The organism is Rhizobium yanglingense (assembly GCF_977109285.1).
The window spans coordinates 36,421-60,935 of sequence record NZ_CDSAWY010000003.1; the positions used below are offsets into that span (position 1 = coordinate 36,421).

General features: G+C 61.4%; 17 protein-coding genes and 11 pseudogenes. 14 read left to right on the forward strand and 14 right to left on the reverse strand.

Annotation, left to right across the window (positions count from 1 at the left end; all coding sequences use genetic code 11):
- The first annotated feature begins 3 nt into the window (after positions 1-3).
- The 4 genes from ACW4PC_RS04610 to map all read left to right on the forward strand — a co-directional run bounded on the left by ACW4PC_RS04610 (position 4) and on the right by map (position 2,694).
- A complete protein-coding gene (locus ACW4PC_RS04610; protein WP_455872994.1) occupies positions 4-471 on the forward strand; it encodes an SRPBCC family protein in 468 nt (155 codons plus the stop codon).
- 9 nt (positions 472-480) lie between these two features.
- On the forward strand, positions 481-639 hold the full coding sequence (locus ACW4PC_RS04615) for a hypothetical protein (protein ID WP_455872995.1): 159 nt from the start codon (positions 481-483) through the stop codon (positions 637-639).
- Between the two features lie 193 nt (positions 640-832).
- Complete coding sequence (locus tag ACW4PC_RS04620; RefSeq protein ID WP_455872996.1) at positions 833-1,894, forward strand: LLM class flavin-dependent oxidoreductase; 1,062 nt, start codon at positions 833-835, stop codon at positions 1,892-1,894.
- A 41-nt stretch (positions 1,895-1,935) separates the two neighbouring features.
- Positions 1,936-2,694: a type I methionyl aminopeptidase gene (gene map / locus ACW4PC_RS04625; protein WP_455872997.1), complete on the forward strand. Its 759-nt coding sequence runs from the start codon at positions 1,936-1,938 to the stop codon at positions 2,692-2,694.
- Between the two features lie 108 nt (positions 2,695-2,802).
- Here the strand turns inward: map and ACW4PC_RS04630 are convergent, their stop codons facing one another.
- Positions 2,803-3,393 (reverse strand): PadR family transcriptional regulator, encoded by a 591-nt coding sequence (locus ACW4PC_RS04630; RefSeq protein ID WP_455872998.1) that lies wholly within the window; start codon positions 3,391-3,393, stop codon positions 2,803-2,805.
- A 157-nt stretch (positions 3,394-3,550) separates the two neighbouring features.
- Between ACW4PC_RS04630 and ACW4PC_RS04635 the strand changes: the two genes are divergently transcribed.
- Entirely contained in the window at positions 3,551-4,732 is a 1,182-nt protein-coding gene (locus ACW4PC_RS04635) for a YbfB/YjiJ family MFS transporter (RefSeq protein WP_455872999.1), read from the forward strand.
- A gap of 120 nt (positions 4,733-4,852) precedes the next feature.
- Positions 4,853-6,119 (forward strand): annotated as a pseudogene (gene sbmA, locus ACW4PC_RS04640) (peptide antibiotic transporter SbmA).
- 243 nt (positions 6,120-6,362) lie between these two features.
- On the opposite strand, the pseudogene ACW4PC_RS04645 reads toward sbmA, so the two are convergent.
- Positions 6,363-7,362: pseudogene (locus tag ACW4PC_RS04645) on the reverse strand (polysaccharide deacetylase).
- A gap of 120 nt (positions 7,363-7,482) precedes the next feature.
- Here ACW4PC_RS04645 and ACW4PC_RS04650 point away from each other — a divergent pair.
- The 3 genes and pseudogenes from ACW4PC_RS04650 (at position 7,483) to der (ending at position 10,287) form a co-directional block, all read left to right on the forward strand.
- Positions 7,483-8,068: pseudogene (locus ACW4PC_RS04650) on the forward strand (NnrU family protein).
- Positions 8,069-8,169: 101 nt separating this feature from the next.
- A complete protein-coding gene (locus ACW4PC_RS04655; RefSeq protein WP_039845539.1) occupies positions 8,170-8,853 on the forward strand; it encodes a tetratricopeptide repeat protein in 684 nt (227 codons plus the stop codon).
- A 15-nt stretch (positions 8,854-8,868) separates the two neighbouring features.
- Positions 8,869-10,287, forward strand: a complete 1,419-nt coding sequence (gene der / locus ACW4PC_RS04660; RefSeq protein ID WP_039845538.1) for a ribosome biogenesis GTPase Der — start codon at positions 8,869-8,871, stop codon at positions 10,285-10,287.
- Between the two features lie 106 nt (positions 10,288-10,393).
- On the opposite strand, the gene ACW4PC_RS04665 is transcribed toward der, so the two are convergent.
- The gene (locus tag ACW4PC_RS04665; protein WP_039845537.1) at positions 10,394-10,831 is read right to left on the reverse strand and encodes a hypothetical protein; all 438 of its coding nucleotides are present in this window, start codon (positions 10,829-10,831) and stop codon (positions 10,394-10,396) included.
- Between the two features lie 487 nt (positions 10,832-11,318).
- Positions 11,319-11,759 (reverse strand): MarR family winged helix-turn-helix transcriptional regulator, encoded by a 441-nt coding sequence (locus ACW4PC_RS04670; RefSeq protein WP_455873000.1) that lies wholly within the window; start codon positions 11,757-11,759, stop codon positions 11,319-11,321.
- A gap of 157 nt (positions 11,760-11,916) precedes the next feature.
- On the opposite strand from ACW4PC_RS04670, the gene ACW4PC_RS04675 reads away from it, so the two are divergent.
- Entirely contained in the window at positions 11,917-12,930 is a 1,014-nt protein-coding gene (locus ACW4PC_RS04675) for an alpha/beta hydrolase (protein WP_455873001.1), read from the forward strand.
- A gap of 4 nt (positions 12,931-12,934) precedes the next feature.
- Here ACW4PC_RS04675 and ACW4PC_RS04680 read toward each other — a convergent pair whose 3' ends face one another.
- The 9 genes and pseudogenes from ACW4PC_RS04680 to ACW4PC_RS04720 all read right to left on the reverse strand — a co-directional run.
- Positions 12,935-14,113, reverse strand: coding sequence for a glycosyltransferase family 4 protein (locus tag ACW4PC_RS04680; RefSeq protein WP_455873002.1), 1,179 nt, complete (start codon positions 14,111-14,113; stop codon positions 12,935-12,937).
- Positions 14,114-14,248: 135 nt separating this feature from the next.
- Positions 14,249-15,160, reverse strand: a complete 912-nt coding sequence (locus ACW4PC_RS04685; protein WP_239597991.1) for a sugar kinase — start codon at positions 15,158-15,160, stop codon at positions 14,249-14,251.
- A gap of 260 nt (positions 15,161-15,420) precedes the next feature.
- Positions 15,421-15,756, reverse strand: a complete 336-nt coding sequence (locus ACW4PC_RS04690) for a hypothetical protein (protein ID WP_022714142.1) — start codon at positions 15,754-15,756, stop codon at positions 15,421-15,423.
- Positions 15,757-15,896: 140 nt separating this feature from the next.
- Positions 15,897-16,882, reverse strand: a pseudogene (locus ACW4PC_RS04695) (ABC transporter ATP-binding protein).
- Entirely contained in the window at positions 16,875-17,393 is a 519-nt protein-coding gene (locus ACW4PC_RS04700; protein WP_455873007.1) for an ABC transporter ATP-binding protein, read from the reverse strand. Before ACW4PC_RS04700 ends, ACW4PC_RS04695 begins: the two are co-directional and overlap by 8 nt.
- Positions 17,379-17,756 (reverse strand): annotated as a pseudogene (locus ACW4PC_RS04705) (ATP-binding cassette domain-containing protein); the annotation flags it as partial. The gene ACW4PC_RS04700 and the pseudogene ACW4PC_RS04705, both read right to left, overlap by 15 nt.
- 118 nt (positions 17,757-17,874) lie before the next feature.
- Positions 17,875-18,789: pseudogene (locus ACW4PC_RS04710) on the reverse strand (ABC transporter permease subunit); the annotation flags it as partial.
- Positions 18,786-19,741: pseudogene (locus tag ACW4PC_RS04715) on the reverse strand (ABC transporter permease subunit). The pseudogenes ACW4PC_RS04710 and ACW4PC_RS04715, both read right to left, overlap by 4 nt.
- Positions 19,742-19,848: 107 nt before the next feature.
- Positions 19,849-21,477: pseudogene (locus tag ACW4PC_RS04720) on the reverse strand (peptide ABC transporter substrate-binding protein); the annotation flags it as partial.
- 315 nt (positions 21,478-21,792) lie between these two features.
- Here ACW4PC_RS04720 and ACW4PC_RS04725 point away from each other — a divergent pair.
- The 4 genes and pseudogenes from ACW4PC_RS04725 (at position 21,793) to ACW4PC_RS04740 (ending at position 23,412) form a co-directional block, all read left to right on the forward strand.
- Positions 21,793-22,467 (forward strand): annotated as a pseudogene (locus ACW4PC_RS04725) (alpha-amylase family glycosyl hydrolase).
- Positions 22,457-22,777 (forward strand): hypothetical protein, encoded by a 321-nt coding sequence (locus ACW4PC_RS04730; protein ID WP_455873003.1) that lies wholly within the window; start codon positions 22,457-22,459, stop codon positions 22,775-22,777. The pseudogene ACW4PC_RS04725 and the gene ACW4PC_RS04730 overlap by 11 nt, the downstream one beginning before the upstream one ends.
- Positions 22,778-22,935: 158 nt before the next feature.
- Positions 22,936-23,127 (forward strand): annotated as a pseudogene (locus ACW4PC_RS04735) (hypothetical protein); the annotation flags it as partial.
- 18 nt (positions 23,128-23,145) lie between these two features.
- Positions 23,146-23,412 carry an alpha-glucosidase C-terminal domain-containing protein gene (locus ACW4PC_RS04740; RefSeq protein WP_455873004.1) on the forward strand — a complete coding sequence of 89 codons (267 nt, stop codon included), beginning with the start codon at positions 23,146-23,148 and terminating at the stop codon, positions 23,410-23,412.
- 46 nt (positions 23,413-23,458) lie between these two features.
- On the opposite strand, the pseudogene ACW4PC_RS04745 reads toward ACW4PC_RS04740, so the two are convergent.
- Positions 23,459-24,515, reverse strand: a pseudogene (locus tag ACW4PC_RS04745) (adenine deaminase C-terminal domain-containing protein); the annotation flags it as partial.

The window sequence follows — 24,515 nt, forward strand, 5'->3', positions numbered from 1 at the left end:
GAAATGATTGCCGATGCAAAACACGAACTCGTTCTCGTTCGCGAATTCGATGCCCCGCGCGAAAAGATATACAAGGCCTGGACCGATCCGGAACTTATGAAGGAATGGTTCGTCCCGCGCCCCTGGACCGTGTCCAAGGTCGAAAGCGACGTTCGCCCGGGCGGTTCGAGCCTTGTCGTCATGCGCAGCCCGGAAGGCCAGGAATTTCCAAACCACGGCGTCTATCTGGAAGTCGTCGAAAACGAGAAGATCGTCCTGACTGACGCCTATACCAGCGCCTGGGTTCCATCCGAAAAACCCTTCATGACCGCCGTGGTGCTTCTCGAAGACCTCGGTAACGGCCGGACCAAGTACACCGCCAAGGCACTGCATTGGCGGGCCGAAGACAAGGAAGAGCACGAAAAGATGGGCTTCCACGAAGGCTGGGGCAAGGCTGCCGATCAGCTCGCCGAGCTTCTGGCCCGCATCTGACTTTCCGCAATGGAGCAGGAGATCGGTGCTGAACGCCGCTCTCCCTGGACCGGCCATTATCATTGTGAAGCTGTTCGGAAAGTGATTCCGATGAAGCTGCGAAGTGGTTTATTTTCCAGTAGAAATGCGAGTTTTTCGGCCGCCGACGTGCTGCGGCTGTTCCTGTGACGAGCACAGGAATCCAGCCAGCTTGCGTCCGCAAGCCGAAAAACTATGCAGCCTGCCAGCGGACTTGCAGCTTCCCATTCAAGAACAGGGCAATGCCCCATCAACTTCATCGAACGGTCCGTTCCAGAATTTCCGGTTGCCCTTAGCTGCTTGTCTTCTTATCTCCATGGGCACATTCAACGGGATGCCGATTATGGAATTGGGCCTTTATACCTTTGCCGACGTCAATCCGAACCCTGAGCGCAGCAAGGGTGCGGAGGGAGCCGATCGGCTCAAGCATCTGATCGAGGAGATCGAGCTTGCCGATCAGGTGGGGCTCGACGTCTTCGGGCTCGGCGAACATCATCGGCCCGACTATGCCGTCTCCGCGCCCGCCGTTGCGCTTGCCGCGGCTGCGGTCAAGACGAAGAATATCCGGCTGACCAGCGCCGTGACCGTGCTCTCCTCGGACGATCCGGTTCGCGTGTTCCAGCAGTTTGCGACGCTTGATCTGATTTCCAACGGTCGTGCCGAGATCATGGCAGGGCGCGGCTCGTTCATCGAATCCTTTCCGCTCTTCGGCTACAACCTCGAAGACTACGACCAGCTTTTTGAAGAGAAGCTTGATCTGCTGATGACGCTTCGCGAACGCGAGACCGTCCAATGGCAGGGCGAGCTGCGGGCGCCGGTCAACGGCCGCGGTGTCTATCCGCGCCCGCTGCAGGACCCGTTGCCACTTTGGATCGCTGTCGGCGGCACGCCGCAATCGGTGGCGCGCGCCGGTGCGCTCGGCTTGCCGGTGGCGCTTGCGATCATCGGCGGCGAGCCGCGCCGCTTTGCGCCGCTCTTCGATCTCTATCGCGAGGCTGCGCGCCGGGCGGGGCAGGACCAGGCGAAGCTGAAGACCAGTATCAACGTCCACGGTTTCATCGCCGACACGACGGATGCGGCCGCCGATCAATTCTACGGACCGCAAGCGGAGGTCATGAACCGCATCGGCCGCGAGCGGGGCTGGGGACCGACGAGCCGGGCGCATTTCGATATGTCGCGCGGCCCTTCCGGCGCGCTCTTCGTCGGAGACCCGGAGGTCGTGGCCGAAAAGATCGTCGCACATCACAAACTCTTTAGGAACGACCGCTTCCTGCTGCAGATGGCGATCGGCCTCATGCCGCATGATCAGGTGATGCGGGGCATCGAGCTCTACGGGACGAAAGTGGCCCCGCTTGTCAGAAAGGCATTGACTGACACGGGCGAAGGGGCGAAAGCCACGGCCTGAACCCGCAATGGCCTGCGCCTTGCGGCAGGCCGGGAAAAGCGATGGTAATCGAAAACGACGACGAACTGGTAAAGCTCAAGGAGATCGGCCGCATCTGCGCCAATGCCATTCAGGTGATGGCAGCAGCAGTCGAGCCCGGCATGACGACGCTGGAACTCGACCAGATCGGCCGCAAGGTGCTGGAAGATGCGGGCGCGCGTTCGGCGCCGGAGTTCTGCTATCAGTTTCCAGGTGCGACCTGCATCAGCGTCAACGAGGAAATCGCCCACGGCATTCCGGGACCGCGCATGGTCCGCCCGGGCGATCTCATCAATATCGACGTCTCGGCCGAAAAGGACGGTTTCTTCGCCGATACCGGCGCCTCCTTCACCGTGCCGCCGGTCAAGCCGAAGATCGAGAGGCTCTGCCGCGACGGCAAGCGGGCGCTCTGGGTCGGCCTCAACCAGGTAAAGGCCGGCGAGCCGCTGGCGAAGATCGGCAAGGCCGTCGGCGCCTTTGCGGCAAAGAACCGCTATACACTGGTCGCCAACCTCGCAAGCCACGGTGTCGGGCGCTCGTTGCACGAGGAGCCGGCCGAGCTTTCCACCTGGCCCGATCCTTCCGAAAAGCGGATGATGACCGAAGGCCTCGTTTTTACCGTCGAGCCTTTCCTGTCGCTCGGCGCGACATGGGCCGAAGGCGGCGACGATGCCTGGACGCTCTACGCCGACCCGCAGGCCCCAACCGTGCAGTTCGAGCACACGGTGGTGGCGACCCGGAACGGACCGCTGATTTTGACGCTGCCGGATGGCGGGGTTTAGCGGCGATTTCTCGCGAGGTAGTGTCACCTTCACCAACGAATTCTAAACCTTGGCCAGTGGCCAAGCACAAGATTTCGTGTCCTCTCGCCTGTGGAGAGGAAGCCTGCCTTACCCCTTCGTCTCCGGCTTGCCACCCTGCAGAATTTCCGTGGCGGCGCGTTCCAGGATGCCGGCGATGCGGGCGGCTTCGGCTTTCGACCAGGGGTAACGCATCCTCAGTGCGGCGCGCAGCAATGTGCGGGCGGCGCGAATGTCGCCATTGTCGCGCATCAAATCCTCCTCGTCCTCGGCGTCGCGGTGGCGGCCGTGGTGGTCCGGATCGAACATGCGGTTGACGAAAGCCATCTTCTCGCCGATGCGCTCGAGCTTGTTCAGCGTGTGCTGGATCATGGCGCGATTCTCCTCGACCTTTTGCTTGCCGCGTTCGGTGATCTTGTAGAGCTTCTTGGTGCCTTCGATCTGGATTTCCGCCAGTTCCGTCTCTTCGAGATAGGTCAGTGCCGGATAGATGACGCCCGGGCTTGGAACATAGAAGCCGCCCGAGCGCTCCTCCAGGGTTTTGATCAGCTCGTAGCCGTGACGTGGCCGCTCGTCGAGCAGCGCCAGCAGCACCAGTTGAAGATCACCAGCCGAAAACTTGCGGCCCATTCCCATCCGCATCGCTTCACCGAACATGCCGCTACCTCTGAAACCTCTCATGGTTCGCTCCAATGTCATTCGATGTATCGTTCACTATATCGTAAAACATATATCGTAAGATATGTCATTTCAAGAGGCGCCGAGGATTTGTGGAATTGATCGATCGATCAGATTTTCTCGTTTGTCCCTGCCATTGTGCAGCGCGATAAAGCCAAGCATGTTGGTACGTAGCGATACCGAACCAGTGAACCTCTTCCGGACGGCGCTTGCCGGCATGATTGCGATGTCGGCGGCCATGGGTTTCGGGCGGTTTTCCTATACGCCGATCCTGCCCGGCATGATGAGCGGCGTGCCGCTTTCGGCGGCCGATGCAGGCTTCATCGCTTCGGCCAATTTCGCAGGCTATCTCGCGGGCGCCGTGCTTGCTACTTACAGCTGGGCCGCCGGCCGTGAACGCAAGGTCGCACTCTCAGCACTTCTGGCGAACGCGCTGCTGCTTGCCGCCATGGCCGCGACGAATTCCGTTCCGGTTTTCGCGAGCATCCGTTTTCTGGCCGGATTGGCAAGCGCATTTGCGATGATCTTCACCTCGTCGATCGTCTTGAGCCATGGCGCTGCGGCGGGCAACGATCACGTTCAGGCAGCGCATTTCGGCGGCCCAGGTGCTGGCATTGCGCTCTCTTCGGTCATGGTGATGCTGATCGGTCTCACCTTTGCCGGCGCCTCCGGTTGGCGAGCCGACTGGATCGGCGGTGCGATCTTTTCGGCAATCAGTTTCGCCGCCGTCTGGCTTTTGCTGCCATCGGCGCCGGTACGCTCAGGCAATGCAGGCATGGAGCCGCCGATCGTCTGGAAGCCGCCGGTGGCTCTGCTCACGCTTTCCTATGGCATCTTCGGTTTCGGCTACGTGATCACCGCGACCTTCCTCGTCACAATCGCGCGCATGGACGCGGCGGGGCAGACGGTCGAATTCCTCTGCTGGTTCATCGCTGGACTCACGGCAGCCGTTGCGCTTTTTGCGTGGCGGCCGCTGGTATATCGGCTTGGCCTCGGCTGGGTCTATGTCGCCGCCCTGCTGATGGAGGCGGTCGGGGTTCTCGCGACCGTGCTTTTGCCGCATTCGATGGCGCCGCTGATCGGCGGCGCTCTCTTCGGCGCCACCTTCCTCGCCATCACCGCCTACGGGCTGCAGATTGGTCGCAAGCTGGCTCCGGAAAGCGCGCGCCGAATCTTCGCGACAATGACCGCCGCATTCGGTCTTGGCCAGATCATCGGCCCCATCGTTGCCGGCTGGATTGCCGAGCAGACAGGCAGCTTCACCATGCCGACCTTTATCGCTGCCGCCGCCCTCGTCCTGTGCGCCGCCCTCGTGCTTCCCGTCATCAAGAGATTGGGATAAGCCGTTACAAATGCGTAACAATGGGCCGAACCCATTGCTGCCTTCTTCGAACTGCCATAGTTTCCGGCACAATCAGTTAGCTGATACTCCCAAGATTCCAGTTCAGGAAAGCGACTGCTCGTGTTCCATTCCTTCTTCCCGCAGCCGAAACTCTTCTTCCCGTCAGTAGCCATCTGGGCACTTATCTGTATCGCCGTCTGGTATGGCGTCGGAGAATTGACGGGACTTTCTCTTGGTTTCGGGCCGCTTCCCGAGGGGCAGGAGCCCCCAATCGGACTCGACTTTTTCCTCTTGCCCGACAATCTGTTTTTTTATGCTTTCTTCCTGATATGCGTTGGTCTCTTCTGCGGTTTTTGGCACCTGCGAGCGAAAGACCATCCTTGGAGGGTCTGGTCCGTATGGGGTTCTGCGCTCATTATCATGGCGACATATTTCGGGGTTCAGATTTCCGTTGCCATCAACAACTGGCGCCGTCCGTTTGGTGATACGTTGCAGAATGCGCTGGCGAAAACGGCCCCGGTCACCGTCTGGGACTTCTATAGCCTTATGCTGATCTTTGCGCAGATCGCGTTTCTCAGCATGTTCGTTTCAATCATCACCGACTTCTTCACCAGTCATTATGTGTTTCGCTGGCGAACGGCCATGAATGATTTCTACATGTCCAAGTGGGAGAAGCTTCGCCATATCGAGGGTGCTGCGCAGCGTGTTCAGGAAGATACGATGCGTTTCTCGAGCATTCTTGAAGGCCTTGGCATCAACCTGATCAATTCGGTGATGACGCTCATCGTATTCCTGCCGATCCTGTTTGCCCTTTCAAGTTACGTCTCCGAACTGCCGATCGTCGGTGAAATTGGGCATACGCTGTTCTGGCTGGCGCTCTTCTGGTCCGCGTTCGGAACGGTGCTTCTCGCCGTCGCCGGTATCAAGCTGCCGGGATTGAACTTCCGCAACCAGCGCGTGGAAGCTGCTTACCGCAAGGAACTGGTTTACGGCGAAGACTATGCCGACCGGGCCCAGCCGCCGACGGTCAACGAGCTGTTTGCAAACGTCCGCCGCAACTATTTCCGGATGTATTTCCACTATCTCTATTTCAACGTTGCCCGGTACTTCTATCTGCAGGCCGACGCGCTGTTCGTGACCTTCATGCTGGTGCCGACGATCGTGGCGGGAAAGATCACCTATGGTATCTATCAGCAGATCCTGACGGCCTTCGGCCAGGTCAGCAACTCCTTCCAGTATCTCGTCAATTCCTGGACGACGATCATCGAGCTTCTGTCGATCCACAAGCGTCTCAAGGCCTTCGAGGCAGCGATCGACGACGAGCCGTTGCCGGAGATCGATGCAGCGCTATCTGGAGCGTGAGGGCGTCGTCCAACCGGACGGCTAAGACCTGGGTTGCGCTAAGCTGGAGCGTGCCGTTTGCGGCAACCCCCTCATCCGACTGCCGGTACTCGTGGTGACGCGTGCGTCACTCGAAAGATGGAGGGCGGCGGTGTCGGTGATGAATGCTGGGCGCAGCAAATAAGAGTGGCGCGCCGCTTTGCTCTTCTCCCCAGCGGGGAGAAGGTGCCCGAAGGGCGGACGAGGGCGCGGCCCGGCAGGAGTTTCAAAGGGCGCAAAGAGGCGATGCTCAAAGCCCCGAAGTTTCCTGTTCCCGCAATTTCCCGCGCGCCTCGATCATCGGGATCGCTTCCGCGTAGCTGACGCAAGCGACATCCGTTCGGCGGCAGACGGCGCTCACCAGGCGGTCGAGCGCGCGCCAATAGGCGCCGCCGTTCATTTCCACGAAGTGGAACCCGAGCTGGAGGGGAATGCGGTCTCCGGCATATTGCTTGTCGAATGCTTCTTTGAAAGCCGCGTAGGCGCGCTCTTCGAAGACCTTGCTGTCGGTCTTGTCTTCTTCGCCCTTGGAGTGGCGGATGAAGAGGTTGTAGTCCATGCCGATAACCGGCTTTTCCTTCGGACCTTCGGGGATCAGCGGCAGGCCGAAGCGGATGATGCCGTCTTCGACGACGGGCGTGGCCGGACCCTTGGTGACGAGGCTGGCGTCATAGGAAAAGCCCGCCTTCTTCTCCGCAGCGATCATGTCGCCGCCCGCCGTCGCGGAAAGATAAGGTGCGCGAAAACCCTTGATGCCGTGCTCGACCAGATCCCGCCAGCCTTGCGGCTCTTTGAGGTCGACGCTCTTCCAGGCGTTCTTCAGCGTCGCCTTGAAGGTCGGCGTATTCGGCGGACCAATCGGCCTCGCTCCAATTGCGGCCGTCGAAATGGCCGCAGGCGTGGCTCGAAATATCGTGGCCTTCGAGATGCGCATGCCAGATGTTGCCGAGCCGCTCGCGGATTTCGTCGTCGCTTTGGGCAAAGCCGACATTGGACTTTCCGCGTTTCTGATGAGGGGCTTGGTAGGCTTTCTTCGCAGCCTGATTCATCAGGAACGTGCAGGAGAGAAAATAGGTGAAGTGTGCGCCATTCCTTGCTGCCATCTCGCGGCTCTTCTGCCACAGCGCGTTGTCATGGGCGCCATCGAAGGACACGATCACCAGCTGCTTCGGCGGCTGGTCGGCTGCCTGGGCGGGAAGGGAGGTGACAAAGGAAAAGGCAAGGCAGGCAGGGAAAATGAAACGAAACATGGGCACCGCGACAATTTGTTTGCGGCTTTCCTGTTACAGAATTGCGGCAAAGCTGCGGTGCCGCTGGCATTTTCCTGCGGCTGCGGCTAAGCCTCGGGAAACGGATAGGAGACGCGCGCCATGGCCTTGCTTATCGTCGGCATCATACTTTTCCTCGGTATCCATCTGGTGCGGGTGGTCGCGCCCGGTTTCCGCCAATCGATGATCGCAAGCCTCGGCGAGAACGGCTGGAAGATCGCCTATTCGATCGCAAGCCTTCTTTCGCTGATCCTGCTCATCTACGGTTTTGGCCAGGCGCGGCAGGTGACCGGCATGCTGTACATGCCGCCGGTGTGGATGGCGCATATCGCCGTGACGCTGATGCTGATTGCGCTCGATCTGTCTTGCCGCCTCGCTGCTGCCGGCGGGGCACATCGCGGTTCGGACCAAGCATCCGATGGTGCTCTCGGTGAAGATCTGGGCGCTTTCGCATCTGCTTGCCAATGGCGAGACCTCGTCCGTTCTGCTGTTTGCCGCCTTCCTCGCCTGGGGGGTCATTCTCCGCATCTCCCTGAAGCGGCGCGAGCGGGCGGGCGAGTTGACGCTGCGGCCCTTCGTTTCAGCCAAGTATGATCTTTATGCCGCCGTCATCGGCGTTGTTGCCTGGGGGCTGCTGATCTGGAGAGTGCACGAATGGCTGATCGGCGTTTCGCCGCTTGCCGTGTGACGAATCTTTGCGATCCCCCTTACAAGTGCCGCAAAATGGAGTAGAAGGCCCCACGATATGCGGCAACGCATGCAATGGGCTTATCCGTGCCGGAGACGAGAATGGCATTCAACGACGACAGCTTCATCCGTGAAGTCAACGAGGAACTTCGTTCCGACCAGATGAAGGGCGCCTGGCGCCGTTTCGGCCGCTATGTCATCGCCATCGCCGTTCTGATCGTGGTCGGTACGGCTGGCAAAGTTGCCTTTGACTACTGGGACGACAACCGCTCGTCCGGCACCGGCGACCAGTTCCTGGCGGCGATGAAGCTTGCCGACGAAAACAAGAGCAACGAGGCGCTTGCCGCGCTCGCCACGCTCGAAAAGGAAGGCCACGGCGCCTATCCGGTTCTCGCCCGCATGCGTGCAGCCTCGGTTCAGGCGCAGAAGGGCGACAATGCCGCGGCCATCGCCGCCTTCGAAGCGATCGGCAAGGACCAGTCCGTTCCGGAAGCCGTCCGCGATGCCGCCAGGATGCGCGCCGGCTGGCTGCTGATCGAAAGCGGCACTTACGAGCAGGTTTCCGCCGCCGTCGAGGAAATGGCCATTCCGGCGAACGCCTTCCGTCACTCGGCCCGCGAAGCGCTGGGCCTTGCCGCATACAAGGCCGGCAACATGGCGCAGGCCCGCCAGTGGTATCAGGCGATCGCCGACGATGCCGCAAGCCCGCGCAACATTGCAAACCGCGCCCAGATCATGCTTGATAATATCACCGCATCCGGCAAGGCGCCCGCCGCGCAGGGCTGAATCTAAGGATCTCTAATGAGCTTTACGGTCGCGATCGTCGGTCGCCCGAATGTCGGCAAGTCGACGCTTTTCAACCGCCTGGTTGGGAAGAAACTGGCGCTCGTCGACGATACGCCGGGCGTTACCCGCGACCGCCGGCCGGGCGATGCGCGGCTGATCGACCTTAAGTTCACGATCGTCGATACCGCCGGGCTCGAAGAGGCTGATGCCGAAAGCCTGCTCGGCCGCATGCGCGCCCAGACGGAAGCGGCAATCGACGAGGCCGATCTATCGCTGTTCGTCGTCGATGCCAAGACCGGTCTGACGCCGGTCGATACCGCCCTGGCCGAAATGCTGCGCCGCCGCGGCAAGCCGGTGGTGCTTGTTGCCAACAAGGCCGAAGCGAAGGGCTCCGACAGCGGTTTCTACGACGCCTACACGCTCGGTCTCGGCGAACCGACGCCGATCTCGGCCGAACACGGGCAGGGCATGCTCGACCTGCGCGACGCGATCGTCGCCGCGCTCGGCAAGGAGCGCGCCTATCCGCCTAAGGAAGACGTCGCCGTTACCGACGTGGACGTTGCGCGGTCCGAAGTGGAGGGGGAAGAGGACGAAGAGCCCGCCTACGACGATACCAAGCCGCTACGCGTTGCAATCGTCGGGCGGCCGAATGCCGGCAAGTCGACGCTCATCAATCGCTTCCTCGGCGAAGACCGGCTGCTGACCGGGCCGGAAGCTGGCATCACGCGCGATTCCATCTCCGTCGAGTGGGATTGGCGCGGCCGCACGATCAAGATGTTCGACACCGCCGGCATGCGCCGCAAGGCGAGGGTGATCGAAAAGCTGGAGAAGCTTTCGGTTGCCGATGCGCTGCGCGCGATCCGTTTTGCCGAACTCGTCGTCGTCGTCTTCGACGCGACGATCCCCTTCGAGAAACAGGATCTGCACATCGTCGACCTGGTACTGCGCGAAGGTCGTGCGGCCGTTCTCGCCTTCAACAAGTGGGACATGATCGAGGATCCGCAAGCCGTCCTCGCCGACCTGCGCGAAAAGACCGATCGCCTGCTGCCGCAGGCGCGCGGCATCCGCGCCGTTCCGATTTCCGGCCAGACCGGCCGCGGGCTCGACAAGCTCATGCAGTCGATCATCGATACCGACAAGGTGTGGAACAAGCGCATTTCGACGGCGCGGCTCAACCGTTGGCTGGAGCAGCAGCAGGTGCAGCACCCGCCGCCCGCCGTTTCCGGCCGCCGCATCAAGCTGAAATACATGACGCAGGTAAAGGCCCGCCCGCCGGCCTTCATGATTTCGTGCACGCGTTCCGACGCGCTGCCGGAATCCTATACGCGCTATCTCATCAATGGTTTGCGCGAGGATTTTGACATGCCGAGCGTGCCGATCCGCATCCATTACCGCTCGCCCGACAATCCGTACGAGTCGAAGAAGAAGCGATAATCGCCTTTCACTCCTGTTCGGGAAATGCGCCGCCGCACGGCGCGCGGAAAAGCTGGAGCTGCCGACCGGGCCGCTCCAGCAATGACCCTGCGAAACCTTGGCGCTCCTAGTCGAGGAACGCCGCGCGCAGCCGATGGAGCATGCCGCGCTTTCCTTCAGCGTAGAAAGAGCGGATTTGCCGGGCAGCGGTTGCAGCGTTTACCGTAGCGCCGAAGTGGCAGTAGCAGATGACCTTATGCAACTCCCTGTCGGTCAACTCGAAAAACCGCTTTGCTTCGCCATAGGTGTCGTTTTCCATCCCGGCTGCACGCAGCACAGGATCCTTGAACGCGACGGAGATCGGCGAATTGTCGGCGCGCATGATGTCGCGCCCTGCTTCCGGCTGATATTCTGTCTGGTGCAGTGTCGAGAGATGCCGGTTCGGGAACTGCTCGAGGATCTCTGCCCAGCGCTGCAGGCGCTCGCTGCGCGACATCGGCCGGCGCGGCTGATCCAGGTTGACGTTTGCGACGGTCCGCAGTTGGTCAAGTGCTTGATGTTTCATTTTAGCCTCCGATTCAGACGATGGCTGCTCCGCCCCCTTACACTTTTGCCCTGAAATAAGATTGACTCCAGCGGGCCCGGAAGTCCAATCACGATGCTCATCGAGGCGGCTTTTTGCGTCATAGGCAGCGTTTTCGGGCAGGCCTGATTTGCTGGGCAGGCGATGATGATCCACCGACCGGCAAAGTCATCGTCTTTTGCTCTGCAAAACATGCTGGGACGAAGAAAGGCGAAAGTTTAACCATGGCACTACCGACACACAGGGCACCTCAGGTAACACATGGCTCCTGTCATTGGGCGCTGCGCTCTCGGAGTTTCGAGCACAAATGCCGGTGCCACGCGATTTGCGATTGCACCCTCTGCCGCTGCTATGGCGTTGCGCATGGTCGCTGATGTCCGGTCCTGAGAGAACCGTCGACGGTTTTGGTATGCCGTTTAAGCCGGAAGGCGAAGTCGATGGCTGTCACTCAAGCCAACATTCGCCCTTCTCAGGCCGCCACACTCCTGTTCAACGCCTCGCGTAGCGCCACGATCTCGGCCTGCAGGCGCGCGAGGCCAGCGGCGTCCCGGCCGGTAGCGCCGGCGATGCAGTCGGGTATCGCGGCGGCCTTTTCTTGCAGTCCGATGCCTTCGCCGCTCAGGCGGATGACGACGACGCGTTCGTCTTCCTTACTGCGCTCGCGGCGGATATAGCCGGCGGCTTCTAGGCGCTTCAGCAAAGGGGTAAGCGTGCTCGATTCCAGAAAGAGCTTTTCGCCAAGGCCGCCGACGGTCTGGCCGTCTTCCTGCCAGAGCGAGACCATCACCAGATATTGCGGATAGGTGAGGCCGAGCGCGTCGAGCAACGGCTTGTAGACGCGGTTCATCGCGTGGCTTGCCGTATACATGGCGAAGCAGATGAAATTGTCGAGTTTAGGTTGCGCCTGCATGGCATTTCTCCGGAAACACATCAATTTAAATCGCGCGATAAATAATAGCAAGCGATTTTAGCGCATGGCAGCTATGTGTCTTTTTGAATTGCGCAATAAACAATCGTGCGCGATATAAAACCGTTCGCATCGAACAGCAAACTGAGAGGACAAGACAATGTCGACCATCAAGACCGCACTTTCCGCAGCAACGATCCTGGCCGCCTCCGCCCTTGGCGCTGCTGCCGATCCCGTGCTGGAACCGGCCACGCAGAAATTCATCGATGCACTTGCCGGCAGCAAGCCGATCTATACCTTCTCTCCGGCTGAGGCCCGCAATATTCTCGCCGGCGCGCAGAAGGGTGAGGTGAAGAAGCCCGCAGTCCATGAAGAAAACAAGACGATCAAGGCCGGCCCGACGGGCAGCATCAAGCTCCGGATCGTCCGCCCTGAAAATACCAAGGGCGCGCTGCCGGTCGTCGTGTATTTCCACGGCGGCGGCTGGGTGCTGGGCGATGCCGATACGCACGACCGCCTCGTCCGTGAGATTGCCAATGGCGCCAATGCTGCAGTCGTTTTCGTCGACTACGAGCGTTCACCCGAGGCGCGATATCCGATCGCCATCGAGCAGGCCTATGCCGCAACGAAGTATGTCGTCGAGCACGCCAAGGAGTTCAAGGTCGATGCGAGCCGCCTCGCGGTTGCCGGTGACAGCGTCGGCGGCAACATGACAGCGGCCGTCACCCTGCTTGCCAAGGCGCGCGGCGGCCCGGCCATCAAGCAACAGGTACTGTTCTACCCGGTCACCGACGCCAACTTTGAGACCCGCTCATACAATCAATTCGCCAACGGCCCGTGGCTCACGAAGGAAGCGATGAAGTGGTTCTGGAACGCTTATCTGCCGGACGAAGCCAAGCGCAAGGAGCCGACGGCAACGCCGCTCAACGCTTCGCTGGAACAGCTGAACGGCCTGCCGCCGGCACTCGTCGTCACCGATGAGAACGACGTGCTGCGCGACGAAGGCGAGGCCTATGGCCGCAAGCTGTCGCAGGCCGGTGTGAAGGTCACCTCGGTCCGCTACAACGGCACGATCCACGACTTCGTGCTCTTGAACGCCATCAGCGAAACCCCGGCCGTCCGCAGCGCCATCACGCTTGCCAACGACACGCTGCGCAGCGCCCTGCACAAGTAAAAAATCAGGTTCCGGATTTCATCGGGCCGGCGGCATCGCCGGCCTTTCTGCTTTTGGGCAAGGTCTTGGCATATTGCCAGGCCTTCTTCCATTTCGGCGTAATGACGCCGTTGGCGGCGCGGATATTGTTGATGAACTGCTGCGTTGCCGCTTCCCAGGAATATTGCAGGGCAAGATCCCGTGCCTTCTCGCGTGAGGCGGACAATGCGCCGAGGCAGGCCGCCTGCAGGTCTGCGTCCAGTGCGCCGACCTCGCCATCCTCGCCGATGATGTCGAGCGGGCCGGTGACGGGAAAAGCGGCAACGGGAACGCCGCAGGCGAGCGCTTCCAGGATCGTGTTGCCGAAGGTATCGGTCAGCGACGGGAAGACGAAGACATCGGCCTGTGCATAGATCCTGGCAAGCTCCTCGCCGAATTTCGGGCCGGTGAAGAGCACGTCCGGATAGCGCTTTTCCAGCTCGGCGCGGGCAGGGCCGTCGCCGACCACGACTTTGGAGCCGGGCAGGTCGAGATCGAGGAAGGCGGGCAGGTTCTTTTCCAACGCTACCCGTCCAACCGTCATGTAGATGGGGCGCTGCAGGCCGAAAGGCTTTTCTTCCAGTTCCATCGGGCGGAACTGCGCGGCGTCGATGCCGCGGCTCCAGGGCATCAGGTTGCGGATGCCTTTTTCCGACAGCTCGCGGGCAAGGCTCGGCGTTGCCACCATGCAGCCGGCGCCGGAATTGTGGAACCACTTCACGAAGGCGTAGAGCCAGCGCTTCGGTATGGGCAGACGGGCCGAGACATATTCCGGGAAGCGCGTGTGGTAGCTGGTGGAAAACGGCATGCGGTTCCTCAGGCACCAGCGCCGCGCCGTCAGCCCGAGCGGACCTTCGGTGGCGATATGCACATAGGACGGCTTGTGCTTTTCGATTTCGCGGGCGACCCGGCGGTAATTGGCGATCGAAAGGCGAATTTCCGGATAGGTCGGGCAGGGGAAGCTACTGAAGCGCTCGGGCGTCACCATGGACACTTCGACCCCCAGTTTCGCGAGTTCGCGGTTGGTATTCTCGATCGAGCGGACAACGCCGTTGACCTGCGGATGCCAGGCGTCGGTGACGATCACCAGCCTCTCCGGCAAGCTTCCAGGCGCGGTATTGGCCCAGCTCTCGCCGCGATCGTTATTCGACGGATGTTGCAGCATGTCCCGTTTTCCATCCACGCCACGCCGTATCGGACGGCAGCGGCACAACCCCAAGCGGGCGTAAGGAACGTGATTCCCGCGCGCATATTTTGGGGCTTCTCTGTGATGGATTTATTACAGGCTGCCTTTCGAGGCTCAGAGCCCGAGCTTATCCTTTGCCACGAGTGCACCGTGCTCGCTGACGACACGCGCGGCAACCTTCACTGCGAAACAGGCGCTGGCGACCGCATCCTTCGTCTCGAGATATTTCGCGAGGAACGCGCCGTTGAAGCTGTCGCCGGCGCTGGTGGTATCGACGACCTCGTTGACCGTTTCGGCCGGCACGAAGTTCTGCTGGCCGGCGAAGTTCAGCGTCGCGCCGTCGGCGCCGTTCTTGATCAGCACGTTCGGTGCGCCGAGGGCACGGTAGCGATGGATGGTGGCTTCGATGGAGTCGTCGCCGAAATGCAGGGCCTCGTCGTCGAAGCTCGGCATGACGAGGGAAGAGGAGCGGGCGCCTTCGCTGATCGTCGTGTGCATGACGTCATAGCTCGCCCACAGGCGCGGGCGGATGTTCGGATCGAAGACGACGAATTTACCCGCGGCCTTGGCGCGGCGGGTTTCGGCAAGCAGCGTGTCGGCGTCTTCGCGCGGCAGAATGGCGAGCGTGATGCCCGAAAAATAGACGACGTCCGAGCCTTCGATCGCTTCGCGCAAGCGGTCAGGATCGGCGGCAAGCTGCCTGGCGGCGGAGTTGTCGCGCCAGTAACTGAAGGAACGTTCGCCGTTCCTGAGGTTGATCATGTAAAGGCCGGGCGCTTTGCCCTTGATGCGCCTGATGAGCTTCGTGCCGATGCCTGCTTCTTCGAAGAAGGCGATCATCTCGTCCGACATCGCGTCATCGCCAAGCGCGGTGAAATAATCGACGCTCCAGGCGGGCTGCATGCAGGCGCGAGCGTACCAGGCGGTGTTCAACGTATCGCCGGCGAAACCCTTTCTCAGCAGGCCGCCGCCTGCCTGCGAAAGCTCCACCATGCACTCACCGATCGATAAGAACCGTCCGTTCAAAACTGCCTCCCGAAAATTCTCCGCGTCTGCTGATTACGCGCAGAGGCGTTTGGAGGCAAGCGCAGGCATTACCAGTTTGGACGCCAGCCCGCGGAAAAGCCAGCCCCGCTCTGTTTACGAAACAGGTTTGAAGACCAACGGCGGATTGCTTCGTGGATCGTATAGCTGCCGAGCTGGAAACGGGGCGTGCCGACCCAGAAATAGAGGTGAAGAAGCCCGCCGGCGTGACGGCGGGCTCATGTCGCAGATCGTTTGTTTGCCTATCCGATCTCCGGGCAGCCGCGGCGGTTGGCGAAGACGATGCGGTCCGGGCCATAACGGGTCCAGCCTTGCACCGTGACGCTGCGTCTCGTCACACGGACCACCTCAGGCCGGCGGAGGCCGGAATCGCGAGCGGCGATTTGTGCCTCGCGCGGGCTGCAGCCCCGGCGGTAGTCGTCGCGATAACGATCATCGCGATCGCGATCGTAGATACGCACGCCGTCCGGGCCGATACGGAACTGGACGTCCTGAGCCTGAGCAAAGGACGCGGGCGCGACAGCGCCTGCGAGTGTGAGCGCCAGCACAAGGCCGGCATTGGATATCAGCTTGAGCAATTTCTCCTCCTTCGGAACCCTGCTTTGACCCGCATGCTTGTCTAAAGGGGGGAACTGCCCCGGAGCGCGATTGTTCCGCTCCGGGGCAGGCGCTGGGCAACGCGCGTGTTGCGCGCGAGCTGACCCAGAGCGGACGCGATTTACCGGTCCATATGGTAACAGGCTGCCGTTTGACCCGGGCGCACATGCTCGGTCGGCGGCATTTCCGTCCGGCAGATATCCGTCGCCTTCCAGCAGCGGGGCGAGAAGACGCAGCCCTTCGGCGGGTTCAGCGGCGAGGGCGGATCGCCCTGAAGGCGGATGCGTGTGCGCTGGCGGGCAAGTTTCGGATCGGGGATGGGTGCGGCCGAAAACAGTGCCTGCGTATAAGGATGCGCAGGATGTTCGAAGACCGTCTGGCAATCGCCGGCTTCCACCACCTTGCCGAGATAGAGCACCAGCACGTCGTCCGAGATCAGCCGCACGACGGAAAGGTCGTGGCTGATGAAGATCAGCGTCAGGCCGAACTCTTTCCGGAGCTTGCGCAGGAGCGTGATGACCTGCCCTTGGATCGAAACGTCGAGGGCCGATACCGGCTCGTCGCAGATGATGAGCTTCGGCCTCGTCACGACCGCGCGGGCAATGCCGATGCGCTGTGCCTGACCGCCGGAAAACTCATGCGGGTAGCGGTTGATCATTTCCGGCACGAGGCCGACAGCACTCATGATCTCGCGCACACGTTCGAGGCGCTGCGCTTTGGAAAGTTTCGGCTCGAAGACGGTCAGCGGCTCGGCGATGATGTCGCCGACCGTCATGCGCGGGTCGAGCGATGCGATCGGATCCTGGAAGATGATCTGCATGTCGCGGCGCGCGGCTGCGCATCTCTTCGTCCGACAGGTTTAGCAGGTTGCGGCCCTGCCAGAGGATGCGGCCCTCCTGTCGAGCGTAGCAGCCGCAGGATGGAGCGGCCGAGCGTTGACTTTCCGCAGCCGGATTCGCCGACGATGCCGAGCGTGCGGCCCTCCTTCAAGTCGAAGCTGACATTGTTGACGGCCGTCAGCATCACCGGCGGCTTGAAGAAGCCTTTGGAGGGCAGTTCGAACTGGGTCGTCAGGTTCTCGACCCTCAATAGCGATCGTTCAGCCATGATTGAGAAGCTCCTCGATACGCGGGAAGGGGTGGAAGCAGGCTGCGCAATGGCGTGGTGAAAGCGTTTCGAGCGGCGGCGGACGATCGATGCAATCGTCTTCTACCTTGGGACAGCGCGGCGAGAAGTTGCAGCCTTTCGGCAGGTGCTGCAGGTTCGGCGGCCGCCCGGGAATGACGACGAGCTGGTCGACGTCCTGGTCCGGGCGCGGGATCGCTGCGTGCAGCGCCGCCGTATAGGGATGTGCCGGATTTTCAAAGAGCTCATCGACCGGCGCTTCCTCGACGATGCGGCCGGCATACATGACCGCGACGCGATCGGCGAGGCCGGCAACGACGCCAAGATCGTGGGTGATCATCGCGAGCGCCGTATTCATCTCGGCCGTCAGATCGTTGAAGAGATCGAGGATCTGCGCCTGGATGGTGACATCGAGCGCGGTGGTGGGCTCGTCGGCAATCAGCAGCTTCGGCTTGGTGAGCAGTGCCATGGCAATCACGATACGCTGGCGCATGCCGCCCGAGAGCTCGTGCGGATAGAGGTTGAAGCGGCGCGTGGGGTCGGGGATGCCGACCCGCTTCAGCATATCGAGCGCTTCGGCAGGCAGCGCGCGCCGTGAAACCGCGATGAACCTCAAGCTGTTCCGTCAGTTGGCGGGAGACTCGAAGAGTCGCGATTCTAAGGCGGTCATGGGATCCTGGAAGACCATCGCCATGTCCTTGCCGCGCACCTGATCGAGTTCACGTGGCTTCAGCGACAGCACATCCCTGCCTTCGAGCAGCGCCTGGCCGCTGGTCTTACCGTTCTTGGCGAGCAATCCCATGATGCCAAGAAAGGTCTGGCTTTTGCCGGAGCCGGACTCGCCGACGATCGCGATGCGCTCGCCCGCGCTTGATCGTGAGGTTCATGTGGGAGACGGCCTTCACCTGGCCGTCCGGCGTTTCGAAGGTGATCGAGTAGTCTTTGAGTTCGAGAAGGTTGTCGGTCATCGTTAGCTGATCCTTCGGGTCGAACGCGTCGCGCAGGCCGTCGCCGATGAAGAGCAGGCTGAGCAGCAGGGCAACGAGGAAGCCTGCCGGGAAGACCAGCAACCAGGGCATGCTCTCCATTGCATCGGTGCCTTCGGCAATCAGCGCGCCGAGCGAGGTTAGCGGCTCCTGAACGCCGAAGCCGAGATAGGAAAGGAAACTCTCCGTGGCGATGATTTCGGGAACGGTGAGTGCCGCAAAGATGACCACCGGGCCGATCAGGTTCGGAATGACGTGCTTGAGGATGATCTTGAAAGGCCTCTGCCCCGAGGCGCGTGCAGCCTCGATGAATTCGCGCTGCTTGATCGATAGCGTCTGGCCGCGGACGATGCGGGCCATGGTCAGCCACTCCAGCGCGCCGATCGCGGCGAAGAGCAGATAGACGTTACGGCCGAAGATCACCATCAGCAGGATGACGAACAGGATGTAGGGGAGGGCATACATGATATCGACGAAACGCATCATGACCGAATCCAGCCTGCCGCCGATATACCCGGAGACGGCGCCATAGAGCACGCCGATGACGACGGAGACGACGGTTGCCGTCAGCGCGACGGCAAGCGAGACACGGGTGCCGTGGAGCACGCGGGCCAGAAGATCGCGGCCGTTCGGATCGGTGCCGAAGTAATGCCCGCTTGCAAAGTCCGGGGGCGTGCGGAAGGCGGCCCAGTCCGGATCTTCATAGTTGAAGGGAATGAAGTAAGGGCCGAGGAAGGCGAGGAGGACGAGCAGCGCCAGCACCGCGATGGAGATCACCGCGGCCTTGTTGCGTGACAGGCGCCGAAGCGCATCCTTGGTGAGCGAACGGCCTTCGGGGGCTAGGCCTTCGGCCTGCAGCAACTCGGCAGCGAGCAGCTCGCGTTTCGCGGGGTTGAGGATCATCGGTTTCTCACTTTCGGATCGAGCCACGCATAGGCGATGTCGACGAGAAGGTTGAGGAAGACGATCAGGACCATGTAGAAGATGACCGTTCCGAGAACCATGCCGTAGTCGCGGTTCAGCGCTGCAGTGATGAAATAGCGGCCGATGCCGGGCAGTCCGAAGACGCTCTCGACAACCAGCGAGCCGGTGAGAAGATAGCTTGCCGCCGGTCCGAGATAGGAGACGACGGGCATCATGGCGGGTTTCAGCGCGTGGCGCATGACCGTCAGGCGCGGACCGATGCCTTTTGCCTTGGCGGTCCGGATGAAGTTCTGGTTCATGACCTCGATCATCGAGCCGCGGGTGATGCGCGATATGCGGCCGGCATGCGGCAGTGCCAGAACGACGATCGGCATGACAAGGAATTTGAAGGAGCCGTCACCCCAGCCGCCGACTGGAAGCCACCCGAGACGGATACCGAAAACGAGCTGCAGGATCGGGGCGATCAGGAAGTTGGGAAGCACGACGCCGATCAGAATGAGTGCGCCCAGGATAGTCGCCGGGCGTCTTGTTCTGGTTGAGCGCCGCGATGGCAGCCGAACGGTGACGCCGACGAAGCATGGCGATCAGGATCGCGGTCGGTGCCGAGCGTAGAGGTATAGGGGAAGCCGATCATAGATCTGCTTGCCCGACGGCGAATAGTCCTCGCATGGCGAAGGACGGGCCGAAGATCGCCCTGCAGGACAGGTCGCCGACGTAGCGGCCGTATACTGCATGGAGCAGCGGCTCGTCCAGGTTGTAGTGGGCCTTCGCCAGGTTCCGCTTGATGACTCGGCCGGCAGCGGCCGGTCGGCGGCGAAGGGGCCGCCGGGGGCCAGGCGCGGATCACGAAGAACGCGAGCCCGCTGATCACCAGGACGGTCGGTATGGCGCCGAGGACGCGGCGCACGGCGTAGGTCGAGCATCGTTTCATATCCCTGCCCCCGCCCGAACGTCGGACATGTCGTGGGGGTGATCGTGGACGCCGGCCCTACCGGCGCGAGCCGCGGGAGCGGGCATCGTCACGGAACCGCTGTTACCGCTTCGATCGGAGAGCCAGCGCGTACAGGTGGATAGTCCTGCACGTTGTCGTCGCAGCCCTCGATCGGCCGGCGAGACGGCGTGCTTCGGTGGCGTAGATAGTAGATCGGGCTAGGTCGGCAGGAATCGTGGAGCGCCAGCTGCTCGGCCTTCTTGACCAGCAGCTCGGCGCGCTTGGCCGAGATCGGTCGGCGAGGCCGGCCTTCCTTGATCAGCTCGTCGTACTTCAGGGCTGTCGTAACCCGTGGTGCTTTGCTCGCCTGATACAGGCGGTAACGCGCAGGTCCAGGAAGTTGTCCGGCGTCGTTGTAGTCGGCGAGCCAGCCGTGACGCGGCCGATGTCCGGGACCTCGCCTCTTGTCAGCGCGTCTCCTGGAAGGTGCCCCATTGGCCTCGGCATCTGACAGGGTTCGACGTTCGACGCCGAGCGTCTGCTTCCACATGGCGGCGATGGCGACGGCGACGCTGCTTGTGGTTGTCGCTGGTGTTGTACTTGAGCTGTGCCGTTAGTGGATGGTCCGGGCCGTAGCCGCCTTGCGAAGCAGCTCCTTCGCTTCGACGACCTTCTCGCTGTAGGGCAAATCCTTCCAGGAGACGTAGGCCGGCTCGCCGGTAGTTGCGCCGTCCGGCGGCACCCGACGCATAAGCGGGCAGCTTCCCCCGTTCACGAATCTGCCAGGCCGATGACCTCGCGATTGATCGCCATGGAAAGAGCCTGGCGGACGCGCTTGTCGCTGAACGGCGGCTTGCTCGAGTTGATCACGTAGTAATAGAGGCCGGAAAACGGCGCGATGTGCGCCTGACCAGGCAGGTTCTTCTTCATCCATTCGTACTGATCGGTCGGGAAGTCCGTAAGGATGTCGAACTCGCCGGCACGATAGCGCTTCAGCGCGGCTTCCTGGTCTTCAAGCACGAAGAACTTCGCACCGTCGATCTTCAGATCTTTGACGCACCGTAATATTGGTCATTCTTGACGGTTGTAACGTGCGAGCCGGGCACCCACTCGACCGGCTTGTAGGGGCCGTTGGTGACGATGTTGCCGATCTCGACCCAGTCCGCGCCCTTGGCTTCGACGACATGTTTCGGCAACGGATATGCGGTGTAGTGAGTGAGCGCGCCGATGCGATCCGGCGCTGGGGGATTCGAGCGTAATCTTCGAGCGTCTTGATCGTCGATCGCCTTGACGCCGAGCTGGTTGAAATCGGTGATCTCGCCCTTGTTGATCTTTTCGGCATTCTTGATGGTGAACTGCAGATAGGCGTAGTCGGCGGCATTCTTCGGGTCCATGAGGCGCTGGAAGGCGAAGACGAAGTCTCCGGCCGTTACCGGCTGGCCGTCGGACCACTTGATGCCGTCGCGCAGCTTGAAGGTGTAGACTTTGCCGTCGTCCGAAACGGTCCAGCTTTGGGCCTGGCCCGGAATGGGATTGAGCTCAGCATCTTCGGCCAGCGGGGCGCCTTCGAAGATGTCGCCGGCAATGCGATTCTCCCAGTCGCCGGAGAGCTTTTGCGGATCGAGCGATGCCGGATCGCCGCCATTGTGGATATTGAGCGTGGCCGCGTGGGCCGAGAAAGCCAGCAATGTGCCAAGCATTGCTGAGGCTAGAAATTTTTTCGTTGTATGGGTGATCTTGGGCCACCTTTCCAGGCTTTTTTGCCTATTCTTAGTCATTTGTTCCCGGTTTTTGACCTGTTACGTGCAAGTCAATGCGCACCTTATCGCAACGGTTTGGCGTTGCAACCCCCAATGAAAGAGGGTTGCTCAAGGTGTGGACAAGCCCGTAGGCGGCGTTTTCTGTTGCTACGCGCGTCCCGCACCAAAAGAGGTCATCGGCGCAGTTGTTTTTTGTTTTCCGGGCTTTAGTCTGTGCGCGCTTGGAATGGCGCGGAGAATCCGGCGAATGGCGATGCAGGCGGCGGAAGCTGGTGGCGGGGTGCGGTCATCGTGTCTCAGGTCTATCCACGGTCGTTTCAGGATACGAACAGCGACGGTCTCGGCGACCTCAAGGGCATTACCCGCCGCCTCCCGCATATCGCCAATCTCGGCGTCGATGCGATCTGGCTCTCGCCCTTCTTCAAATCGCCCGATGGTCTGTACATGGGCTACGACGTCTCGGACTACTGCGACGTCGATCCGAATCGTCGGGACCGCTTGATGATTTCGACGAGATGATGGGTGTCGCCCATTCGCTCCGGGGGTTAAAAGTCCATCACCATGAGCCAGGTGATCTCGCATACGTCCGACCAGCATCCGTGGTTTGTCGAAAGCCGCTCGAGCCGCACGAATCCCAAGGCGGACTGGTATGTCTGGGCCGACCCGAAGCGCGACGGCACGGCGCCGAACAACTGGCTTTCGATCTTCGGCGGACCGGGCTGGGAACGGGATCACGTGCAGCGCCAGTATCACCAGCACAATTTCCTGACCTCGCAGCCGGACCTCAACTTCCACAACAGGGAAGTCCAGGATGCGGTGCTGGAGACCGTGAAGTTCTGGCTCGACCGCGGCGTCGACGGCTTCCGGCTCGAATACGGTCAACTATTACTTCTGCGCAACAAGCTGCTTCGCGACAATCCGCCCCATGAGCCGGATACGAGCGACGGCGGTCTCGATGCGCCCTGACAGCAATCCCTACGGCATGCAGAACCATCTCCACGACAAGACGCAGCCGGAAAACCTCGATTTCCTGAAGCGATTGCGGACGCTGCTCAATCAATATGAAGCGCGAGCGACGGTCGGCGAGGTCGGTGACGGCGCGCGCTCGCTGAAGACCGTCGCGGCCTATACGAGCGGCGGCGACAAGCTGCACATGTGCTACACCTTCGATCTGCTCGGACCGGATTTCACGGCCGCGCATATCCGTAACTGCGTCGAGACCTTTCAAAAGACGGTTGTCGACGGCTGGGCGCGCCTGGGCCTTCTCCAACCATGACGTCAAGCGCCATGTGAGCCGGTTTGCAAAAGCCGAGGAGGAGCGGCCAATGATCGCCAAGCTGGGAATTCCCGTGCTGGCGGGGCTGCGCGGCTCGATCTGCCTTTTATCAGGGGGAAGAGCTGGGACTTGCCGAAGCAGAACTTGCCTTCGAGGATCTGCGCGATCCTTACGGCATCCGCTTCTGGCCCGCCTTCAAAGGGCGCGACGGATGCCGCACGCCGATGCCCTGGGAGGCCGGAAAGGCGCATGCAGGCTTCACCTCGGGCAGAGAGAAGCCGGCTGCCTGTTCCCGACGAGCAGGCAGCCCTTTCCGTCGATACGCAGGAAGAGGACGTAAAAACTGGGTATTCACTCATTATCGTCAGATGCTGGAATTCCGGAAGCGGCATCCAGCGTTGCTTGACGGCGATATGGAATTCATCGGTACAAATCAGGATCTCTTGGCATTCACGCGCGAGAAAAATGGCGAGAAACTACTCTTCGTCTTCAACCTGACCCGCAAGCCGGCGGAGTTTAGATTGCCCGTGGGAATGACGCTTGGCGAGCACGTCGATATGCCGGGCTCTGGCGGATTGGCTGGCAGGGAATCGATCCAGCTTGAAGCGCTAAGCGCGTTTTGTAGCCGGATTTGACGCAGGCGGTCGCAGGGATCACTTCAACGGCTTATCAAAATGCCTTTCACCCGATCAGCACAAACCGATCCACGTCGACCATGCCCCGGTCCGAAATCTTCAGGTGCGGGATCACGGGCAGCGGCAGGAAGGCGAGCTGAAGGAAGGGCTCTTCCAGCGTGGCGCCGAGCGCGTAGGCTGCCTTTCGGAGATGGTGGAGAGTGTCGCGGACCTTTTCGTAAGGCTCGAGGCTCATCAGGCCGGCGACGGGGAGGGCGATTTCGCCGGTCACCTTGCCGTCCTCGACGACCACGAAGCCGCCTTTGATTACGCCGAGGCGGTTGGCCGCGCACGCCATATCCTCCTCGCTGACGCCGACGACACAGATGTTGTGGCTGTCATGGCCGACGGTGGAGGCGATCGCTCCTTTCTTTAGGCCAAAGCCCTGGACGAAGCCGTTGGCGTGGTTGCCGTTCTTGCCGTGACGTTCGATGACGGCGACCTTGATGATGTCGTTTTCGAGGTCCATGCCCGTCTGGTTTCCCTTTGCCGGAAGGCGGTGCCGGCGAAATTCAGTGATGATCTTGCCGGGGGTGACGCCGATGACCGGCGTCTCGCCTTCGGTGGCCGGGACGCCGAAATCAGCGGCGTTGACGGGTCGCGCCTTCACGCTGTCGAGACCCACTGGCGCGACCGGCTTGCGGGTGGCGAAGAGTTCATCGCTGACGCGGCGGCCGGCAGAAAAGACGATCTCGGCTTTGCAGCGCTCCAGGCTATCGATGACGGCGAGATCGGCGCGCCAGCCAGGCGCGATGAGCCCGCGATCCATCAATCCGAAGGCGCGGGCGGCGGAGATCGAGGCGGCGCGGTAGATCGCAAGCGGCTCGACACCACTCGCGATCGCGGTGCGGATCATGTAGTCGAGATGGCCCTGCTCGGCGATGTCGAGCGGATTGCGGTCGTCGGTGCAGAGCGCGAGATAGGGCGATAGACGCTCGGTGATGATCGGCATCAAGGCCTTCAGATCCTTCGAGACCGAACCTTCGCGGACGAGGATCTGCATGCCCTTGCTGAGATCTTTTCGAGGGCCTCTGCTGCGGTGGTGACATTCATGCTCGATCCCG

Bases quoted from the DNA above. Each gene is read 5' to 3' on its own strand.
- map (WP_455872997.1), top strand. From the start codon at position 1,936: ATGGTAATCGAAAACGACGACGAACTGGTAAAGCTCAAGGAGATCGGC.
- ACW4PC_RS04730 (WP_455873003.1), top strand. From the start codon at position 22,457: ATGCGCCCTGACAGCAATCCCTACGGCATGCAGAACCATCTCCACGAC.
- ACW4PC_RS04635 (WP_455872999.1), top strand. From the start codon at position 3,551: ATGTTGGTACGTAGCGATACCGAACCAGTGAACCTCTTCCGGACGGCG.
- ACW4PC_RS04700 (WP_455873007.1), bottom strand. From the start codon at position 17,393: ATGCGCCAGCGTATCGTGATTGCCATGGCACTGCTCACCAAGCCGAAG.
- ACW4PC_RS04615 (WP_455872995.1), top strand. From the start codon at position 481: ATGGAGCAGGAGATCGGTGCTGAACGCCGCTCTCCCTGGACCGGCCAT.
- ACW4PC_RS04670 (WP_455873000.1), bottom strand. From the start codon at position 11,759: ATGCAGGCGCAACCTAAACTCGACAATTTCATCTGCTTCGCCATGTAT.
- ACW4PC_RS04665 (WP_039845537.1), bottom strand. From the start codon at position 10,831: ATGAAACATCAAGCACTTGACCAACTGCGGACCGTCGCAAACGTCAAC.
- ACW4PC_RS04675 (WP_455873001.1), top strand. From the start codon at position 11,917: ATGTCGACCATCAAGACCGCACTTTCCGCAGCAACGATCCTGGCCGCC.
- ACW4PC_RS04610 (WP_455872994.1), top strand. From the start codon at position 4: ATGATTGCCGATGCAAAACACGAACTCGTTCTCGTTCGCGAATTCGAT.
- ACW4PC_RS04655 (WP_039845539.1), top strand. From the start codon at position 8,170: ATGGCATTCAACGACGACAGCTTCATCCGTGAAGTCAACGAGGAACTT.
- ACW4PC_RS04680 (WP_455873002.1), bottom strand. From the start codon at position 14,113: ATGCTGCAACATCCGTCGAATAACGATCGCGGCGAGAGCTGGGCCAAT.
- ACW4PC_RS04740 (WP_455873004.1), top strand. From the start codon at position 23,146: ATGCTGGAATTCCGGAAGCGGCATCCAGCGTTGCTTGACGGCGATATG.
- ACW4PC_RS04630 (WP_455872998.1), bottom strand. From the start codon at position 3,393: ATGAGAGGTTTCAGAGGTAGCGGCATGTTCGGTGAAGCGATGCGGATG.
- ACW4PC_RS04620 (WP_455872996.1), top strand. From the start codon at position 833: ATGGAATTGGGCCTTTATACCTTTGCCGACGTCAATCCGAACCCTGAG.
- der (WP_039845538.1), top strand. From the start codon at position 8,869: ATGAGCTTTACGGTCGCGATCGTCGGTCGCCCGAATGTCGGCAAGTCG.